The organism is Enterobacter adelaidei (genome assembly GCF_041937165.1).
Lineage (GTDB): Bacteria > Pseudomonadota > Gammaproteobacteria > Enterobacterales > Enterobacteriaceae > Enterobacter > Enterobacter adelaidei.
Window position 1 is genome coordinate 2668864 of record NZ_CP154353.1, and the last position, 17409, is coordinate 2686272.

At 51.4% G+C, this 17409-nt stretch carries 18 protein-coding genes, 1 pseudogene and 1 riboswitch; of the genes and pseudogenes, 7 read left to right on the forward strand and 12 right to left on the reverse strand.

Annotated features, from left to right (window positions below; genetic code table 11):
• Positions 1-3: 3 nt before the first annotated feature.
• Together yoaE and AAHF05_RS12990 are read right to left on the reverse strand one after the other, a co-directional pair.
• Positions 4-1563 carry a CNNM family cation transport protein YoaE gene (gene yoaE, locus AAHF05_RS12985; RefSeq protein ID WP_028018671.1) on the reverse strand — a complete coding sequence of 520 codons (1560 nt, stop codon included), beginning with the start codon at positions 1561-1563 and terminating at the stop codon, positions 4-6.
• Entirely contained in the window at positions 1551-1760 is a 210-nt protein-coding gene (locus tag AAHF05_RS12990) for a hypothetical protein (protein ID WP_374936338.1), read from the reverse strand. Before AAHF05_RS12990 ends, yoaE begins: the two co-directional genes overlap by 13 nt.
• A 264-nt stretch (positions 1761-2024) precedes the next feature.
• On the opposite strand from AAHF05_RS12990, the gene manX reads away from it, so the two are divergent.
• The 5 genes from manX to mntP all read left to right on the forward strand — a co-directional run bounded on the left by manX (position 2025) and on the right by mntP (position 6185).
• Entirely contained in the window at positions 2025-2987 is a 963-nt protein-coding gene (manX, locus tag AAHF05_RS12995; RefSeq protein ID WP_028018670.1) for a PTS mannose transporter subunit IIAB, read from the forward strand.
• A gap of 46 nt (positions 2988-3033) precedes the next feature.
• Positions 3034-3834 (forward strand): PTS mannose/fructose/sorbose transporter subunit IIC, encoded by an 801-nt coding sequence (locus AAHF05_RS13000; protein ID WP_028018669.1) that lies wholly within the window; start codon positions 3034-3036, stop codon positions 3832-3834.
• Positions 3835-3846: 12 nt separating this feature from the next.
• Positions 3847-4698: a PTS mannose transporter subunit IID gene (locus AAHF05_RS13005; RefSeq protein WP_028018668.1), complete on the forward strand. Its 852-nt coding sequence runs from the start codon at positions 3847-3849 to the stop codon at positions 4696-4698.
• A 62-nt stretch (positions 4699-4760) separates the two neighbouring features.
• Positions 4761-5219, forward strand: a complete 459-nt coding sequence (locus tag AAHF05_RS13010) for a DUF986 family protein (RefSeq protein ID WP_028021357.1) — start codon at positions 4761-4763, stop codon at positions 5217-5219.
• A gap of 198 nt (positions 5220-5417) precedes the next feature.
• A riboswitch (yybP-ykoY riboswitch) is annotated at positions 5418-5608 on the forward strand.
• 10 nt (positions 5609-5618) lie between these two features.
• Positions 5619-6185: a manganese efflux pump MntP gene (gene mntP / locus AAHF05_RS13015; RefSeq protein WP_126303775.1), complete on the forward strand. Its 567-nt coding sequence runs from the start codon at positions 5619-5621 to the stop codon at positions 6183-6185.
• On the opposite strand, the gene rlmA is transcribed toward mntP, so the two are convergent.
• From rlmA to mgrB, 7 genes and pseudogenes are all read right to left on the reverse strand, one after another.
• Positions 6182-6997 (reverse strand): 23S rRNA (guanine(745)-N(1))-methyltransferase, encoded by an 816-nt coding sequence (rlmA, locus tag AAHF05_RS13020; RefSeq protein WP_129323387.1) that lies wholly within the window; start codon positions 6995-6997, stop codon positions 6182-6184. The two genes, mntP and rlmA, sit on opposite strands and share 4 nt — an antisense overlap.
• Before the next feature lie 66 nt (positions 6998-7063).
• Entirely contained in the window at positions 7064-8782 is a 1719-nt protein-coding gene (gene ftsI / locus AAHF05_RS13025; protein WP_129323386.1) for a peptidoglycan glycosyltransferase FtsI, read from the reverse strand.
• 219 nt (positions 8783-9001) lie between these two features.
• Complete coding sequence (gene cspE, locus AAHF05_RS13030; RefSeq protein WP_001062678.1) at positions 9002-9211, reverse strand: transcription antiterminator/RNA stability regulator CspE; 210 nt, start codon at positions 9209-9211, stop codon at positions 9002-9004.
• 12 nt (positions 9212-9223) lie between these two features.
• Positions 9224-9368, reverse strand: a pseudogene (locus tag AAHF05_RS13035) (DUF2627 domain-containing protein).
• 525 nt (positions 9369-9893) lie between these two features.
• On the reverse strand, positions 9894-10883 hold the full coding sequence (locus AAHF05_RS13040; RefSeq protein ID WP_129323385.1) for an MBL fold metallo-hydrolase: 990 nt from the start codon (positions 10881-10883) through the stop codon (positions 9894-9896).
• 23 nt (positions 10884-10906) lie between these two features.
• Positions 10907-11197 (reverse strand): YebO family protein, encoded by a 291-nt coding sequence (locus AAHF05_RS13045; protein WP_028018662.1) that lies wholly within the window; start codon positions 11195-11197, stop codon positions 10907-10909.
• Positions 11198-11271: 74 nt separating this feature from the next.
• On the reverse strand, positions 11272-11406 hold the full coding sequence (gene mgrB, locus AAHF05_RS13050) for a PhoP/PhoQ regulator MgrB (RefSeq protein WP_374936470.1): 135 nt from the start codon (positions 11404-11406) through the stop codon (positions 11272-11274).
• A gap of 169 nt (positions 11407-11575) precedes the next feature.
• Between mgrB and AAHF05_RS13055 the strand changes: the two genes are divergently transcribed.
• Positions 11576-11815, forward strand: a complete 240-nt coding sequence (locus AAHF05_RS13055) for a YobH family protein (protein ID WP_049008652.1) — start codon at positions 11576-11578, stop codon at positions 11813-11815.
• Positions 11816-11875: 60 nt separating this feature from the next.
• Here AAHF05_RS13055 and kdgR read toward each other — a convergent pair whose 3' ends face one another.
• A complete protein-coding gene (gene kdgR / locus AAHF05_RS13060; RefSeq protein WP_129323384.1) occupies positions 11876-12667 on the reverse strand; it encodes a DNA-binding transcriptional regulator KdgR in 792 nt (263 codons plus the stop codon).
• A 179-nt stretch (positions 12668-12846) separates the two neighbouring features.
• Here kdgR and AAHF05_RS13065 point away from each other — a divergent pair, with 179 nt between their 5' ends.
• Entirely contained in the window at positions 12847-14220 is a 1374-nt protein-coding gene (locus AAHF05_RS13065; protein WP_129323383.1) for an MFS transporter, read from the forward strand.
• A gap of 50 nt (positions 14221-14270) precedes the next feature.
• Here AAHF05_RS13065 and htpX read toward each other — a convergent pair whose 3' ends face one another.
• Both htpX and prc read right to left on the reverse strand, forming a co-directional pair.
• Positions 14271-15152, reverse strand: a complete 882-nt coding sequence (gene htpX / locus AAHF05_RS13070; protein WP_028018658.1) for a protease HtpX — start codon at positions 15150-15152, stop codon at positions 14271-14273.
• Positions 15153-15345: 193 nt separating this feature from the next.
• Positions 15346-17394, reverse strand: a complete 2049-nt coding sequence (prc, locus tag AAHF05_RS13075) for a carboxy terminal-processing peptidase (RefSeq protein WP_129323382.1) — start codon at positions 17392-17394, stop codon at positions 15346-15348.
• Between the last annotated feature and the right edge of the window lie 15 nt (positions 17395-17409).

Below are 17409 nucleotides of genomic sequence, written 5' to 3' on the forward strand. Positions count from 1 at the left end.
GACTTACTCATCTTCATCGTGGACAGAGTGTTCTTTAACAATACGAACCATATCAACGCGATAGTCGTTGGCTTCAACGATGGAAATGTGCAACGGCGGCAGTTCGATAACATCCCCCACTCGTGGGATTTGCCCGTTAACCGCGATGACCAGACCCGCCACGGTGGCAATGTCTTCTTCATCGTTGACCACGTTTTCCAGCCCCAGGGTGTGCGAGAGTGCATGCAGGTCAGTTGTACCTTTAACCAGCCAGCCTTCGCCGTCAGCCACGATCTCAGGTGTTTCGTCTGCATCCGGGAACTCACCGGCGATCGCTTCAAGCACGTCCAGCGGCGTCACCAGCCCCTGTACTACGCCAAATTCGTTAGTGACGATCACAAAGCTACCGCGAGCACGGCGTAGCACGCCCAGCAGGTTGATTGGATCTAACGTTTCCGGCACCACAATCGCAGGTGAAGCAGCAGCGATGGCTTCGACGTTGACACCCTCTTCCAGAGCCACCAGCATCTCTTTCGCACGGACGACACCGATGATCTCATCCAGCTCACCACGGCAAACCGGGAACAGGCTGTGTGGTGACGAGAGCAACTGCCGACGAATTTCATCCACGCTCAGGTTAGCATCAACCCAGCTGATTTCGCCGCGCGGCGTCATGATCCCACGCAGTGAACGCGAGGCCAGGGAGAGTACGCCGTTAATCATGTAGCGCTCTTCTTCCACAAACGCCCCTTCAGGGACCGGAACCGGGTGACGGTTTTCGGAGTCAGACTGGACGTTGACCTGTCGACGCCCCCCCATCAGACGCAGAATGGCGTCTGCAGTACGGGCGCGAAGCGGCTGATTCGACTGCTGTTTAATAAAGTTACGGCGTGCAATCTGGTTAAACAGCTCAATCAGAATTGAGAAGCCAATGGCTGCATACAGGTAGCCTTTCGGAATATGGAAACCGAAGCCTTCCGCCACCAGGCTCAGACCAATCATCAGCAGGAAGCTCAGACACAGTACCACTACCGTCGGATGCTGATTCACGAAACGCGTCAGCGGTTTCGAGGCCAGTAGCATAACTGCCATCGCAATAACAACAGCCGCCATCATCACCGGGAGATGGTTCACCATACCGACGGCCGTGATCACCGCATCCAGCGAGAAGACTGCATCAAGCACCACGATCTGCATCACGACAACCCAGAAGCTGGCATAGCCTTTACCGTGTCCATCATCGTGCTGACGGTTTTCCAGCCGCTCATGCAGCTCTGTCGTCGCTTTAAACAGCAGGAATATCCCCCCTAATAGCATGATCAAATCACGGCCGGAGAAGGTGAAATCCATGACGGAAAAGAGCGGTTTTGTCAGCGTTACCATCCACGAGATGACGGACAGCAGTGCCAGGCGCATGACCAGCGCCAGCGACAAACCAATCAGGCGCGCTTTATCACGCTGTTTTGGCGGCAGTTTGTCCGCAAGGATGGCGATAAACACCAGGTTATCAATGCCGAGAACAATCTCCAGCACCACCAGCGTGAGCAATCCCACCCAGATTGACGGGTCCATTAAGAATTCCATGACAAGCTCCTGCACAAGGAATGACGAAACGGTGCCCCACTCAATGTGGGCAAAACAGAGGCAAACAGAGTCGATACGTGGCGAGGATCGCCGGTGAAATAGGCGCGAGGTGGCCTGGTAGATGACTGACGTCGGTGACGGTCCATATAGTGGGCTGTAGCCCTATACTCCTGAACAATTAAACGGAGGCTAAACATATCAGAGACAATATCTGTTTAGCAAAGATTTACGTTCCTTTGCAAAAATTCGATAAGACTTAATTCTTGACGAGTAATTTCTCGATTGCGAAAGCTAAATTACGGATCTTCATCACATAAATTATTTTTTCACTATCTAAAATAATTCGCGGAAGTCTTAGTTTTTTGAACTCTAACCCTTATCTGAATCGATTCGGTTCGCCAATACGATTCTCAGTACGACTGCCTGGCAGGCGTATTAATGATAATAAAAGGAGGTAGCAAGTGACCATTGCTATTGTCATAGGCACACATGGTTGGGCTGCTGAGCAGCTACTCAAAACAGCAGAGATGCTGTTGGGCGAGCAGGAAAACGTCGGCTGGATCGATTTCGTTCCCGGTGAAAATGCCGAGACGCTGATTGAGAAGTACAACGCCCAACTCGCGAAGCTGGATACCAGCAAAGGCGTGCTGTTTCTCGTTGATACATGGGGAGGCAGTCCGTTCAATGCTGCCAGCCGCATTGTCGTCGATAAAGAGCACTACGAAGTTGTCGCCGGGGTGAATATCCCGATGCTGGTGGAAACCTTCATGGCGCGCGACGACAATCCCTCTTTCGATGAGTTGGTTGCACTCGCTGTGGAAACCGGCCGCGAAGGCGTGAAAGCGCTGAAAGCACAACCAGTCGAGAAACCCGCACCGGCTGTCGCAGCGCCAAAAGCTGCTGCACCGGCAAAACCGATGGGCCCGAATGATTACATGGTTATTGGCCTTGCACGTATTGATGACCGCTTAATCCACGGTCAGGTCGCTACGCGCTGGACCAAAGAGACCAACGTTCGACGCATTATCGTCGTCAGTGATGAGGTTGCCGCCGATACTGTACGTAAAACCCTTCTGACTCAGGTTGCTCCTCCTGGCGTTACCGCGCACGTGGTGGATGTCGCCAAGATGATCCGCGTTTATAACAACCCGAAATATGCGGGTGAACGCGTGATGCTACTGTTCACTAACCCGACAGACGTTGAGCGCATTGTTGAAGGCGGCGTGAAAATCACCTCCGTGAACATCGGGGGTATGGCATTCCGTCAGGGCAAAACGCAGGTCAACAACGCCATTTCGGTTGATGCGAAAGATATCGAGGCATTTAACAAACTGAATGCCCGCGGTATTGAGCTGGAAGCCCGTAAGGTTTCCACGGATCAGAAACTGAAAATGATGGATTTGATCGGTAAAGTTGGGAAATAAGCCCGCGCCGGTTTTCACATAACGCTTATGTAATAGGAGAAGTGCAATGGAGATTACCACTCTTCAGATTGTGCTGGTGTTCGTCGTCGCATGTATTGCGGGTATGGAATCCGTACTTGATGAATTTCAGTTCCACCGTCCTCTGGTGGCCTGTACGCTGATTGGTGCCGTTCTGGGTGACATGAAAACCGGTATCATCATCGGTGGTACCCTTGAAATGATCGCCCTGGGCTGGATGAACATCGGTGCGGCGGTTGCGCCTGATGCCGCGTTGGCTTCCATCATTTCTACCGTTCTGGTTATTGCCGGTCACCAGAGTATTGGTGCAGGTATCGCCCTGGCGATCCCGCTGGCAGCAGCAGGCCAGGTACTGACCATCATCGTTCGTACCATCACGGTTGCTTTCCAGCACGCAGCGGATAAGGCGGCCGAAAATGGCAACCTCACGGCGCTGTCCTGGATCCACGTTTCATCCCTGTTCCTGCAGGCGATGCGTATCGCTATTCCGGCGGTCATCGTCGCGATTTCTGTCGGTACCAGTGAAGTCCAGAGCATGCTGAACGCCATTCCAGAAGTGGTCACCGGCGGCCTGAACATCGCGGGCGGTATGATCGTGGTAGTCGGTTACGCAATGGTCATCAACATGATGCGCGCAGGCTACCTGATGCCGTTCTTCTACCTCGGCTTCGTGACCGCTGCCTTCACCAACTTCAACCTGGTTGCGCTGGGTGTAATTGGTGCAGTGATGGCGATTCTCTATATCCAGCTGAGCCCGAAATACAACCGCGTTGCGGGTGCCCCAGTGCAGGCTGCTGGTAACAACGATCTCGATAACGAACTGGACTAGCAGGTGAGCGAAATGGTTGATATGACAAAAACTACCACCGAGAAAAAACTCACTCCGGGTGATATTCGTGGCGTGTTCATCCGTTCTAACCTGTTTCAGGGTTCATGGAACTTCGAACGTATGCAGGCGCTGGGCTTCTGTTTCTCTATGGTGCCGGCAATCAAACGCCTTTATCCGGAAAACAACGAAGCGCGCCGTCAGGCGATTAAGCGTCACCTGGAATTCTTTAATACCCATCCATATGTGGCGGCTCCCGTTCTGGGTGTAACGCTGGCGATGGAAGAGCAGCGTGCGAACGGCGCAGAGATTGACGATGGTGCCATCAACGGTATCAAAGTCGGTCTGATGGGTCCGTTAGCAGGTGTCGGTGACCCTATCTTCTGGGGTACCGTTCGTCCGGTCTTCGCGGCACTAGGGGCTGGTATCGCGATGAGCGGCAGCCTGCTTGGCCCGCTGCTGTTCTTCATCCTGTTCAACGCCGTGCGTCTCCTGACCCGCTACTACGGTGTGGCATACGGTTACCGTAAAGGGGTGGACATCGTTAAGGACATGGGTGGCGGCTTCCTGCAAAAACTGACTGAGGGGGCGTCTATCCTCGGCCTGTTTGTTATGGGGGCATTGGTTAACAAGTGGACACATGTGAACATTCCGCTGGTGGTTTCCACCATCACCGGGCAGGATGGTCAGACCCGTGTCACCACCGTGCAGACTATCCTGGATCAGCTTATGCCTGGCCTGGTGCCGCTGCTGTTAACCTTCGCCTGCATGTGGTTGCTGCGTAAGAAAGTTAACCCACTGTGGATCATCGTTGGCTTCTTTATCATCGGTATCGCGGGTTACGCTGTCGGCCTGCTGGGCCTGTAAAGCAATAACGTTAGACGCCGGGGGCTTGCCCCCGGTTTTTTTATCTGTTCTTCGGAGGATGAATGACTGTCACGGACATCGTATTGGTTTTATTTATTGCTGCCCTTCTGGCTTACGCGATCTATGACGAGTTCATCATGCCTCGCCGCCACGGCGAGACGCTGCTCTCCCTTCCTCTTCTGCGACGCGGACGCGTAGATGCGTTTATCTTCACGGGTCTCATCGTTATCCTTATTTACAACAACATCACCAGCCATGGTGCAATATTAACCACATGGTTATTATGTGCGCTGGCATTAATGGCGATTTATCTGTTCTGGATCCGCACGCCAAAAATCATTTTTAAATCCCGTGGATTTTTCTTTGCCAATGTCTGGATAGAATATAACCGTATTAAAGAGATGAATTTATCGGAAGATGGTGTACTGGTCATGCAATTAGAGCAACGCCGCCTGCTTATTCGTGTTAAAAATATTGACGATCTGGAAAAAATATACAAATTACTCGTTAAAACTCAATAAGTTAGATATATAGCATCGGCTATATTTTGTGTGTATTTTACGCAATAAACATAGCCGAAGCTATATTACTCTTTTTCTTTCTACCTATATTTCTTAACGATACATTCACCCTTAAATAAAAATGAAAATCGTTATCAACAAGAGTTTGAAATAATGCCTCTCCATTGTTGTTTTATATTCTCAAAATATGTTAAGGTTGCGCCCGTCGTTGGGGAGTAGCCGATTTCCTGTTCTCAGGAAATGTACGTGTCAACATACTCGTTGAAAAACGTGGCGCGTACGGATCGCTTTCTGCACATCTTATGTGCGTTGTGATCAGGCGAGACCATAGATACATCAACTGCTGTTTACTGGGGGCAGTGATGTGTCATATGGATATCTCCCGGTCTGGACGCTGTTATGAATATCTCCGCTACCATCCTTCTTGCTTTCGGCATGTCCATGGACGCGTTTGCCGCCTCCATTGGTAAAGGTGCCACGCTCCACAAACCAAAATTCTCTGAAGCATTACGCACCGGTCTTATCTTTGGCGCGATTGAAACGCTGACACCGCTTATCGGCTGGGGTCTTGGCATGCTCGCCAGCCAGTTTGTGCTGGAATGGAACCACTGGATTGCGTTCGTGCTTCTGGTGTTTCTTGGTGGCCGAATGGTCATTGAAGGTTTTCGCGGCAGTGACGATGAAGACGAGGAGCCTCAACACCGTCACGGTTTCTGGTTACTGGTTACCACAGCCATTGCTACCAGCCTTGATGCGATGGCCGTCGGTGTCGGTCTGGCTTTCCTGCAGGTTAATATTATCGCCACCGCGCTGGCCATTGGCTGCGCAACGCTAATTATGTCCACACTGGGCATGATGGTCGGTCGGTTTATCGGCCCGCTGCTGGGTAAACGCGCCGAGATCCTGGGGGGAATTGTGTTGATTGGCATCGGAGCCCAGATACTCTGGGCACACTTCGCCGGTTAATCTTCGCGCTGCCAGACGTGGATACTGAAATCCGTCTGGCAGCGAAATGTTGAGTGTGCAGCTAGCGCTTCCCATACTTCCGGTTTTGCCCGCCACGCGAACGGCGTCATCTGCAGCAACGCGGTGGCCTCTCCTCCTTTAAGCGTCATTTCATACGCCACGCTTTGCTCCTGCTTCAGGCTAAAACCGGCCAGCTGTTCAGAATGAGGGGCATGGAGACGCACTTCGTCGTAGATCAGCCCTTTCAGCTCCATAAGATGACGCGGGCCCGGCGTCACGGTGACTACCCATCCGCCCGGCTTCACCACGCGAGCCAGCTCTTCCGCCTTGCAGGGCGCGTAAATGCGGATAACAGCGTCCATGCTGGCATCGTCAAACGGCAAACGGTGGCTGGATGCCACGCAGAACGTCACGTCCGCGTAACGCTTTGCCGCTGCGCGAATGGCCACTTTCGACACGTCCAGACCGAATGTCAGCGCGCCCTTCTCACGGGCAATCTCGGCAAACCGTGCGGTGTAGTACCCTTCCCCGCAGCCGATATCGAGCATGGCGGTGGCAGAATCCGGCAGAATGTCATTCAGCCTCTGCGCGACGGTCTCCCGCAGCGGCAGATAGTGCCCGGCATTCAGAAACGCGCGACGCGCCTGCATCATCTCTGCACTGTCGCCGGGATCGCGGGAGCGCTTATGCTGCACCGGCAGAAGATTCACGTAGCCTTCTTTTGCCATATCAAACTGATGCCCCTGCGGACAGGTATAACTTTTATCTGAGTGTGTCAGGGGGGCGTGGCAAAGGGGACAGCTGAAGGTCATGGTGACTCCGGAGCATATTCAAAGGGCGAAGTGTACCGCTATTCGCCCTGGTTATAAACGCCCGGGTTAACGCATGACGATAAGGTGATCTGAACCCGCCGGTAAACCATCGGGTTTCACATTCTCCAGACGCAGCACGTTTCCCATAATCTCGCTGAAAACGGGCGCGGAGACGGCACCGCCGTAGTATGCCCCATTTTGAGGATCGTTAATCACGACTACGAGCGCAAAACGTGGATAGCTAGCGGGTGCAACACCTGCAGTGTAGGCGACGTATTTATCGACATACTTCCCGCTATCATCAATTTTCTTCGCCGTACCGGTTTTCACCGCCACGCGGTAGTCACGCACTGCTGCCTTAACGCCTCCCCCACCAGGCAGTGCCACACTCTCCATCATGTGCTCCACTTCATGAGCGATTTCCTCTGGCATGACGCGTTGTCCAATTACGGGTGGATCGATACGCGTGATTGAGAGAGGACGCTCAAGCCCGTAGCCGCCAATGGTGGCGTAAACATGTGCCAGCTGGAGCGGTGTCACCATCAGCCCGTAGCCAAAGGCAAACGTCGCCCTGTCGAGCTGGCTCCAGAATTTACGCTGTGGCAGTAGTCCCGCACTCTCCCCCGTTAAGCCAAGCCCCGTATTTGTACCAAAACCAAAGTTCCGGTAAGTATCAATAAGATGCTGGATCGGCATCGCCAGCGAGAGGCGGGATACGCCTGTATCGCTCGATTTTTGCAGGATCCCGGTCATGGTCAGTTCAGGGTAGTAACCCACATCGCGGATACGATGCCCGTCGAGAGTATACGGATGGGTGTCAATCACGCTGTCCGGCTGGACCAGCCCCTGCTGCAATGCAGTCATCAGCACCAGCGGTTTGACGGTAGAACCAGGTTCAAACGTATCGCTGATCGCACGGTTACGAAAATCGTTTATTGTTGCGCCTTCGCGATTATTGGGGTTGAAATCCGGATAGCTCGCCATGGCGAGTATTTCCCCGGTTGGGATATTAATTAACACCGATGCCCCGGATTCGGCCTTATTCCAGGCCACGGCATTATCAAGCGCATCTTCGGTAATGGTTTGCAGCCGCTCGTCGATGCTCAACTGGATGTTATGCGCCGGTGCAGGAGCAACTTCTGTCAGGTTTTCTACCACACGCCCGTAGCGATCCTCTCTTACCTGCCGGACCCCGGCCTTCCCCGTTAACTGAGCGTTGAAGCTTTTTTCCACACCTTCAATACCCTGCCCGTCAATATTGGTGAAACCAATCAGATTTGCCGCCACATGCCCGGCGGGATAAAAACGACGAGACTCATCACGTAAATTGATACCCGGCAAATTCAGTTTATCGATCCACTTTGCCTGTGCCGGGTCAACCTGGCGGGCAAGGTAAATGAAACGTCCCTGTGGATTCGCGTTGATGCGTGTCGAGAGCGTAGCCAAAGAGAGATGTAGCGCATTCGCCAGCGCTTGCCAGCGCTGATCAAAGCCGACTCCCCCTTTCGCCAGTACCGTTTTTGGATCGGCCCATACGGCCCTGACTGGCACACTGACCGCCAGTGGTCTTCCTTCACGATCCTTGATCATGCCGCGTGGAGCATCAATCGGCAGTTCCCGGAGTGACCGCATATCCTCTTGCTTCACCAGATTGTCTGGCTTGATGATTTGCAGCCACGCAACACGACCCAGTAAAAAAGCCAGACTACAAAAAATGGCAAAACAGAGCAGCGCAAAACGCGCCGGAGTGAAATTTCCGGCTGTCGTAAGTATCTTCTTCTTCACCTGAACCCCAGGACAATTTAACAACGCCCTGATTTAACGGGAAAAGCCGGGCAGAAGGAGCCGAAACAGTGCTACTAACCTCGCAGCTTTGCAACAAGTTACTAACAAGTACGGGGATGGTAATATTTTGAAAGATAAAGGGCATAAAAAAGCCCCGCGTTATGCGAGGCTTTATGTCTGAGAGTGAAGTGCTAAGCGCTTCAGTCAGCAGTGGTTCGATCAGATAGCAGTTACGTTAACTGCAGCTGGGCCTTTCTGGCCGTCCTGAATTTCGAACTCAACGTTCTGGCCTTCAGCCAGAGTTTTGAAGCCGTTACCCTGGATTGCAGAGAAGTGTACGAACACGTCTTTGCTGCCGTCAGCAGGAGTAATGAAACCAAAACCTTTAGACTCGTTGAACCACTTAACTTGACCTTTAATCTTTGCCATTTGCAAAATTCCTTAGAGTGTTTTCTTAGCCCGCAGGCATTAACTGAGATAAAACTGAGACATTACTGCATGAGGCACTAATATAAGGTTCGGCAGAGAAGCGGTATTCAACGACAACGTGTTTACTCAGGACTTCTTTACTGAAAATGCCACACATAAACAGAACTGTACCTCGTTTGACCCAAAACGTGTTATCACACACAATGTTTAATATGGCAAGCCATTTTTAAACATGTCTCGATCCGCCGCACAAATTCGAACACTGCCTGTCAGGTTTTGCACAATTATGCGCATAACATACAGGCAATTCTACTTCGTTACAGAGACTCAACGTTGCTTTCGCAGTCGCTGTAATCTAAGACTTTTTTAACATAGCTCAATCATTCCAGTGCGTCCAGCAGCCGGGAAAAGAAATCTTCAAAATTGATTGAGTTAGAACAATTTGTGAAAACTTATGCTTAAATCATTGTAACGACACGGCATTGTTTCGCAGAAAATACAATGTTAATAACCTGCAGTTGACTGTATTAAAATTCATCAGCTAATAAGCCGTGTTATGCACCAAAATAATGAAATTTTTATGACTCTGCATCAAAACAAGGCAAGCAAAACGTTTCGATAAAAATAAAATATTCATTATCGCGTTCACATACAGAATATATGCAACAATTTATCGCTTCGTTTATAAGGATAAATATTCACCAATTTTCAGTATCCTTAAAGAACTATCAACTGGTGCTAAATTATCTAGCGCAACCGTTAACTCCCTCACTGGGTCATCCAGCGCATCATCTGCCAGTTCAAACACGCCCCAGTGAATAGGAAACGCCAGAGGGCAGCCCAACTGTTGCCATAACGCAACGGCAGATTGAGGGTCCATATGATGTACAGCCATGAACCATCGTGGGGCATAAGCTCCGATAGGTAATGCAGCAGCGTCAATTCTCCCCAAACGCTCCGGTATCAATAGCAGCTCAGGCGAATAACCTGTATCACCGCTGAACCAGAAACGGTGATGCCGCCCCTCAAAGACCCAGCCGCACCACAAGGTGCGATTTCGATTCCAGGGTGTTCGCATACTCCAGTGCTGTGCCGGAACAGCACTCAAGGTCATCCCTTGCCAGGTGAAACTCTGCCACCAGTCGAGCTCAACCACACGTCTTGCTCCCCGGCGGCGAAACCAGTCGGCCAGACCTAAAGGTACAAACAGACTCACGTCAGGGAAGCGTTTAAGGATCCGACGGATAGTTGCGTCATCAAGATGATCGTAATGATTATGGGAGATAACGACGGCATCAAGCTGATGAAGTTGATCGACAGAAAGTACCGGAGGGGTTTTACGTTGTGGTCCCAGAAATGAGAACGGAGAGGCACGCTGTGAGAAAACCGGGTCAGTGAGGAGAATATTGCCGTCTATCTGCAGCAGCACACTCGCGTGTCCCAGCCACCATACCCCATCCTCATGAGGTTGCATAAGATCAACCGGTTGCCACCACTGACGTATAAAATCCTCATAACCGAGTGTGGGCGGTCTGGGCAAACCGGCCTCTTTACGCGCTTTTCGCCAGCGCTCAAGGTCACCGGGCTGATGCCCGACAGGACGGGTATTACGGAAACCATTCGGTGTGTGATGTTTCAGGGAGGGGTCATACCAGGGATTTTTCCAGACCACAGCCACCTCCCAGGACAAAAAGATTAACGCTCAGCCACCAGGCGGATAAAGTCGTCTTCGTCTTTGTCGTCTTCAGCGACAGCGTCTTTCGGCGCGTCTTTCTCTTCCGGTTCGTTAGCCTCACACAGACGGCGTAACAACGCATTTTGACGTTTTTGCTGATCGAGCAGCGCTTCCAGCAGTTCGATCTGCTCGTTAGTACGTGAACTGGCCCGGTTAACGAAAAACCAAATGACCAGCCCCACAAGCAGAACGACCAAAGAAATCATCAAGGATGCCACATTCAGCAGCCCTGAATTCAGTAACTCACCCATTTCACCACCTCAATAAAAACGTCTATTTTACCACTGGCGCGAAGGAAGGAAATCACCTTGAGAAAAAATGCGTGTTACCACGGAATAAACTTATTTATTGCGCAAACGCCGCTAAAGAACTGTACATCCTGATCGCACATCACATTGATGGTCTGCGTCCATAGCACCACGCACGCTACCAGCACGATAATCAGAATTACCCAGCATATTTTTTTTCACTCCACACTCCGTCAAAAGACCTGATGTAACCAGGTTATCACGGTTATCTTAAACAAGGGCTAACTGTACCGACATCAAGCCTTTTTCAGAATCATGCACTTGTTTCATTACGTAAACCGTTTACGCTTGCTTAATGATAACAACGATAAAGAGGCATTGATGCGCTTAATCATTCGAACAATTGTTGTACTGGCCATCGTCTGGATTGGCCTTCTGTTAACCGGTTATGGTGTGCTGGTGGGAAGCACTGAAAACGCAGCAGGATTAGGCATTCAGTGTAAATATTTAACAGCACAAGGAGTAAGCACCGCGCAGTATCTGCATACTGACAGCGGAATCATTGGCCTGACTAATTGCCCGGTACTGCGTAAAACATCCGTCGTGATCGATAATGGCTAATCAGCCAGGTTAACTGCAAAAGCGCCGCAACACTCGCGGCGTTTTTTATGCTAACGAGGATTAAAACGGATAGTCGTGATACCCCATCTGCTCGGAAATCTTACGTGCTGCGGTGTGCAGAATAGCCACATACTCGTGCAGTCGCTCCTCAGAGAAGCGCAACGTCGGGAAGGAAATACTAAGCCCCGCAATCACGACGCCAAAGCGGTCAAATACCGGAACACCAATACAGCGCAGCCCCTCTTCCTGCTCTTCGTTATCTTCGCCATAGCCTTGCTCACGCACCTTGTCGAGCACGGTTAACAGCGCATCCGTGCTGGTAATGGTTCGTGCCGTACTGCGTTTGTACTCCACGCCATCAAGGATCTGTTTCACTTCTTCTCGATCGCGCCACGCCAGCAGAACCTTACCAATGGCAGTACTATAGAGTGGGTTACGGCGGCCAATACGTGAATACATACGCAGGTTGTACATGGAGTCGATTTTATGGATGTAAACAATACTGTCTTCATCCAGTGCCCCCAGGTGGATGGTCTCTTTGGTCAGACGGGAGATTTCACGCATCTGAATATCCGCGCTGCGGATCAGGTCAACATTTTGCAGCGCACGGGCACCCAGTTCGAAGAGTTTCAGCGTCAGAGAGTATTTTTCAGACTCGCCTTCCTGCGCAACGTAGCCCAGTGACTTCATGGTTTGCAAAAAACGATAAACGGTGCTTTTCGACATCATCACACGCTGCGACAACTCTGTAATACCAATTTCACGCTTTTCCCCAAGCGCCTGTAAGATGCCAAACACCTTCAGCACGGAAGAAACAGAATCTGGCTGTTTATCCAAATCCGCAATTGCCATTTACCACCTCATAGAGAGTGTTTTATAAAAATCAGAATCGGTTTTTATTATAAGTTCCCGTCATGTCACCTGCAATCAATCCGCGTTTACTTCGTTACAAATCTGCGACATATCGCGGCTGTAACAATGCTAAAATAGTTACCCTGAGAATAATTTCACGCTGAGCTTTTTTAATCCTAATGGAAAAGACCTTTTCCGATGGCCTGCCTTTACCCCAGCGGTATGGCGCTATAGCGACCATCATTATCGGTATCTCAATGGCCGTCCTTGACGGCGCAATTGCGAATGTGGCCCTGCCAACCATCGCCAGCGACCTGCATGCCTCCCCTGCCAGTTCGATATGGATAGTTAACGCCTATCAGATTGCAATTGTGATTTCCCTGCTCTCGTTCTCTTTTCTGGGCGATATGTTTGGCTACCGTCGGGTTTATCAATGCGGTCTGGTGGTTTTCACCTTCACCTCATTGTTATGTGCCCTTTCTGATTCGCTGCATACCCTGACACTTGCACGTATTGCACAAGGTTTTGGCGGTGCAGCGCTCATGAGTGTTAACACAGCGTTGATCCGCTTAATTTATCCGCAGCGTCATCTGGGACGCGGCATGGGGATAAACTCGTTTATTGTTGCGGTCTCTTCTGCCGCCGGGCCAACCATTGCAGCAGCCATTCTTTCCGTCGCGTCCTGGCAATGGCTGTTCGCCATAAACGTGCCGCTGGGCATCGTGGCTATCTTCTTTGCCCTACGCTTTCTTCCCGCTAACGGCCCCAGAAGTACAATGCCGCGCTTCGACGTCGTGAGCGCGATAATGAATGCCCTCACCTTTGGTCTGCTGATTACTGCCCTGAGCGGTTTTGCACAGGGACAATCCCTGATGCTTACCGGCGCGGAACTCATCGTCTTGCTGGCGACAGGTTTCTTCTTTGTTCGCCGTCAGCTCACGCTTCCTGTGCCGTTACTGCCAGTTGACCTGTTGCGCATTCCCCTCTTTTCGCTCTCCATTTGCACATCTGTCTGCTCATTCTGCGCCCAGATGCTGGCCCTGGTCTCTCTACCTTTCTTCCTGCAAAGCGTAGTGGGACGCTCTGAAGTGGAGACCGGGCTGTTGTTAACCCCATGGCCGCTGGCTACGATGGTAATGGCACCGCTGGCGGGTTACTTGATTGAACGCGTCCATGCCGGTTTATTAGGTGCTCTGGGGCTGGCTGTGATGGCAACAGGCCTTTTCGCGCTGGCACTGCTGCCGTCATCGCCTTCCGATCTCGATATCATCTGGCGCATGATCCTGTGCGGAGCCGGGTTTGGCCTGTTCCAGTCGCCTAACAATCACACCATTATTACCTCAGCGCCGCGTCATCGCAGTGGAGGGGCCAGCGGTATGTTAGGCACCGCGCGTCTGTTAGGGCAAAGCAGCGGTGCAGCTCTGGTCGCTCTGATGTTTAACCTTGCCGGGCAAAACGGTAATCACATTGCGCTCCTTAGCGCTGGAGCCCTTGCTACCCTCGCGGCTATCGTCAGCGGTCTGCGCATTACCCAGCCCAGAGCCCAGGCATAAAAAAAGCCGGGCGGAGTCTTCTCCTGCCCGGCTTATTGCGGTTCTTCGCGTTACTTCATGTATTCCCCACTACGCAGCGCTTCGATACGTTTATCCAGCGGCGGGTGAGACATAAACATTTCACTCAGTGACTTCGATTTACCGTTAATACAGAAGGCCATCATGCTGTTCGCTTCCTGCGGCTCGTAACTGGTTTTCAGACGCTGCAGCGCAGCAATCATTTTCTCACGCCCAACCAGTTTTGCGGAACCGGCATCCGCGTGGAATTCGCGGTGACGGGAGAACCACATGGTGATAATGCTTGCCAGAATACCGAACACCAGCTCCAGTACCATGGAAACTGCGAAGTAGATCAGCGGATTACCGTTGCTCTCTTCACCTTCGTCGCGGTTGCCACCCATAAAGCCTGCAGCAATCTGCGCCAGAATACGGGAGATAAAGATAACGAAAGTGTTCACCACGCCCTGAATCAGGGTCATGGTCACCATGTCACCATTTGCGATATGGCTGATTTCGTGAGCGATAACCGCTTCGGCTTCATCACGGCTCATGTTCTGTAATAACCCGGTGCTGACGGCAACCAGGGATGCATCACGACGAGCACCCGTAGCGAACGCATTAATATCCGGCGCGTGATAAATAGCGACCTGCGGCATGGCAATCCCAGCCTGACGGGATTGCTGAGCAACCGTATTCATCAGCCACTGTTCCATATCGTTACGCGGCTGTTCAATAACCTCACCACCTACCGATTTCAGTGCCATCCACTTCGACATCAACAGTGAAATAAAAGAGCCACCAAAACCAAACAGCAGCGCCATAATCAACAGACCCTGAACGCTGCTCGACTGAATTCCTGTCAGGCTTAGCACGAGCCCGAAAACCACCATGACCGCAAGGTTGGTGAGCAGGAAGAGCGCGATTCGCATCATAATTTTCTTTTAACCTCAGTTTAACAAAACGCACTATGCGATTACCCACATCGTATGGGTATTGTGGCTATTTTCAAGCATCAGGTGGGCGTAAGTCACCAGAAAGACACAACTTTACACAATTGGAAACCAGCCTGACGGAAGGATGCAGAACAAAAAGAAACAGGCACAATTTCTTGTGCCTGTTGGGAGATTATTTTGCCGGAGCAGGTTGGACAGCAGGCTTCTCTTTCTCAAGATTCGCAAGGTCGAGTGCAATATGCACCGTCTCATCCAGATAAGGATCTGGCTCCTTGTAATCTTTTGGCAGATCGTCCAGTTTCTTGAGCAGAGGCTTACCTTCCCGTTTGAAGCGATCGTTGATACGCGCCAGACGCGTTGCATCGTCTTCGTTGTTCTCTTTTTCACGCTGAGCGTAGTTCAGAGAAACAATATTCCGTTTATCTTTCAGAGCATTGAAACGTGCAATGTCCTTCATGATGTACTGGAATTCCGCATCTTTCGCAATACGGTCATTATGCGCTTTCAGCAGTTCAGGACCAAACTGCGTCATATCACCCGCTTTCACGTAGGTCGCCGCGTTGATGCTGTCCCACGGTAACGCGTTATCTTCAAACTTCTCGCCGGTTTCCGTCTCTTCCGTGCCTGTCGGCATCATGATATCCGGCGTCACGCCTTTACGCTGCGTACTGCCACCGTTCACGCGGTAGAACTTCTGAATAGTGTACTGAACCGAACCCAGCGCAGGCCATTCAGGGCGCAGCATCTGATCGTAAATACGATTCAGAGAGCGATACTGTTGAACGGTGCCTTTACCGAACGTCGGTTCACCCACGATCAACGCACGGCCATAGTCCTGCATTGCGGCAGCAAAGATCTCAGACGCTGAAGCACTGAAGCGGTCCACTAAGACCACCAGCGGGCCTTTGTAGTAAACCACACCATCGTTGTCGGCATCTTCACGGACTTTACCGTTGTTATCGCGCACCTGAACCACAGGACCAGATGGAATAAACAGGCCAGAGAGCGAAACCGCTTCCGTCAGCGCACCGCCGCCGTTACTGCGCAGGTCGATGATAATGCTGCTAACGTTCTGCTTCTCAAGCTTCTGCAGCTGCACTTTCACATCGTCGGTCAGCCCTACGTAGAAGCCCGGGATATCCAGGACACCCACCTTCTCTTTACCCACGGTTTTCACCGACATTTTCACCGCGCGGTCTTCCAGACGGATACGCTCACGGGTCAGGGTAACAATACGGGTTTTAGTGCCTTTTCCTGCTGGCAGAACTTCCAGACGAACCTTGCTGCCTTTCGGGCCTTTAATCAGCGCCACCACATCATCAAGACGCCAGCCGATCACATCAACCATGTTCTGACCGGTTTGTCCCACACCCACAATGCGATCGCCTACGCTTATCGCTTTGCTTTTGGATGCCGGGCCACCCGCGACCATCGAATTGATCACGGTATAATCATCATCCATCTGCAGCACCGCGCCGATACCTTCGAGAGACAGGCTCATTTCAGTATTGAACTGCTCGGTGTTACGCGGGGAGAGATAGTTGGTATGCGGATCGATTTCGTGAGCAAAGGCAGTCATTGCCAGTGAGAAGACATCCTCACTGTTGGTCTGTGCCAGACGACGAATAGCAAATTTGTAACGACGCGTCAGCGTGTCACGGATCTCTTTTTCATCTTTGCCGGTGAGCTTAAGGCTCAGTTCGTCATATTTAACTTTTCCGTCCCACAGCGCATTCAACTCGGCTTCATCTTTCGGCCAGGGTGCTTTACTGCGATCCAGATTAAAGGTGTCATTGCCGGTGAAGTCCATCGGACGTTCCAGCACTTTCAGCGCGTACTGGTAGCGTTCAAAGCGGCGCTTTTGCGACAGGTTATAGAGATCGTAGAACAGATCCAGCTTGCCTGAACGCAACTCGTCACCCACATCAGATTTACGCTTAGCGAACTGCTCGACATCGCTGGCGAGCAAAACGTTATGGCTGTAATCCAGCAAGTTCAGATAGCGGTCAAAGATTTTGGCCGAAAAGGCCTGATCGAGATCGAACTGACGATAGTGCGAACGGGTGAAACGTGAGGTTACGCGCTCGCTCACCGTTGCGTGCTGCGTCTCTTCCTTAAGAACCGGAATTTGATCAACACGCGTGATATCGTCCACTGCGAAAGCGTGACCTGTTATGGCAAACAGGCCCGCCAACGCGGTGAGCTTAAAAAAAGTGTTCATGCCAGGCTTGGCCTC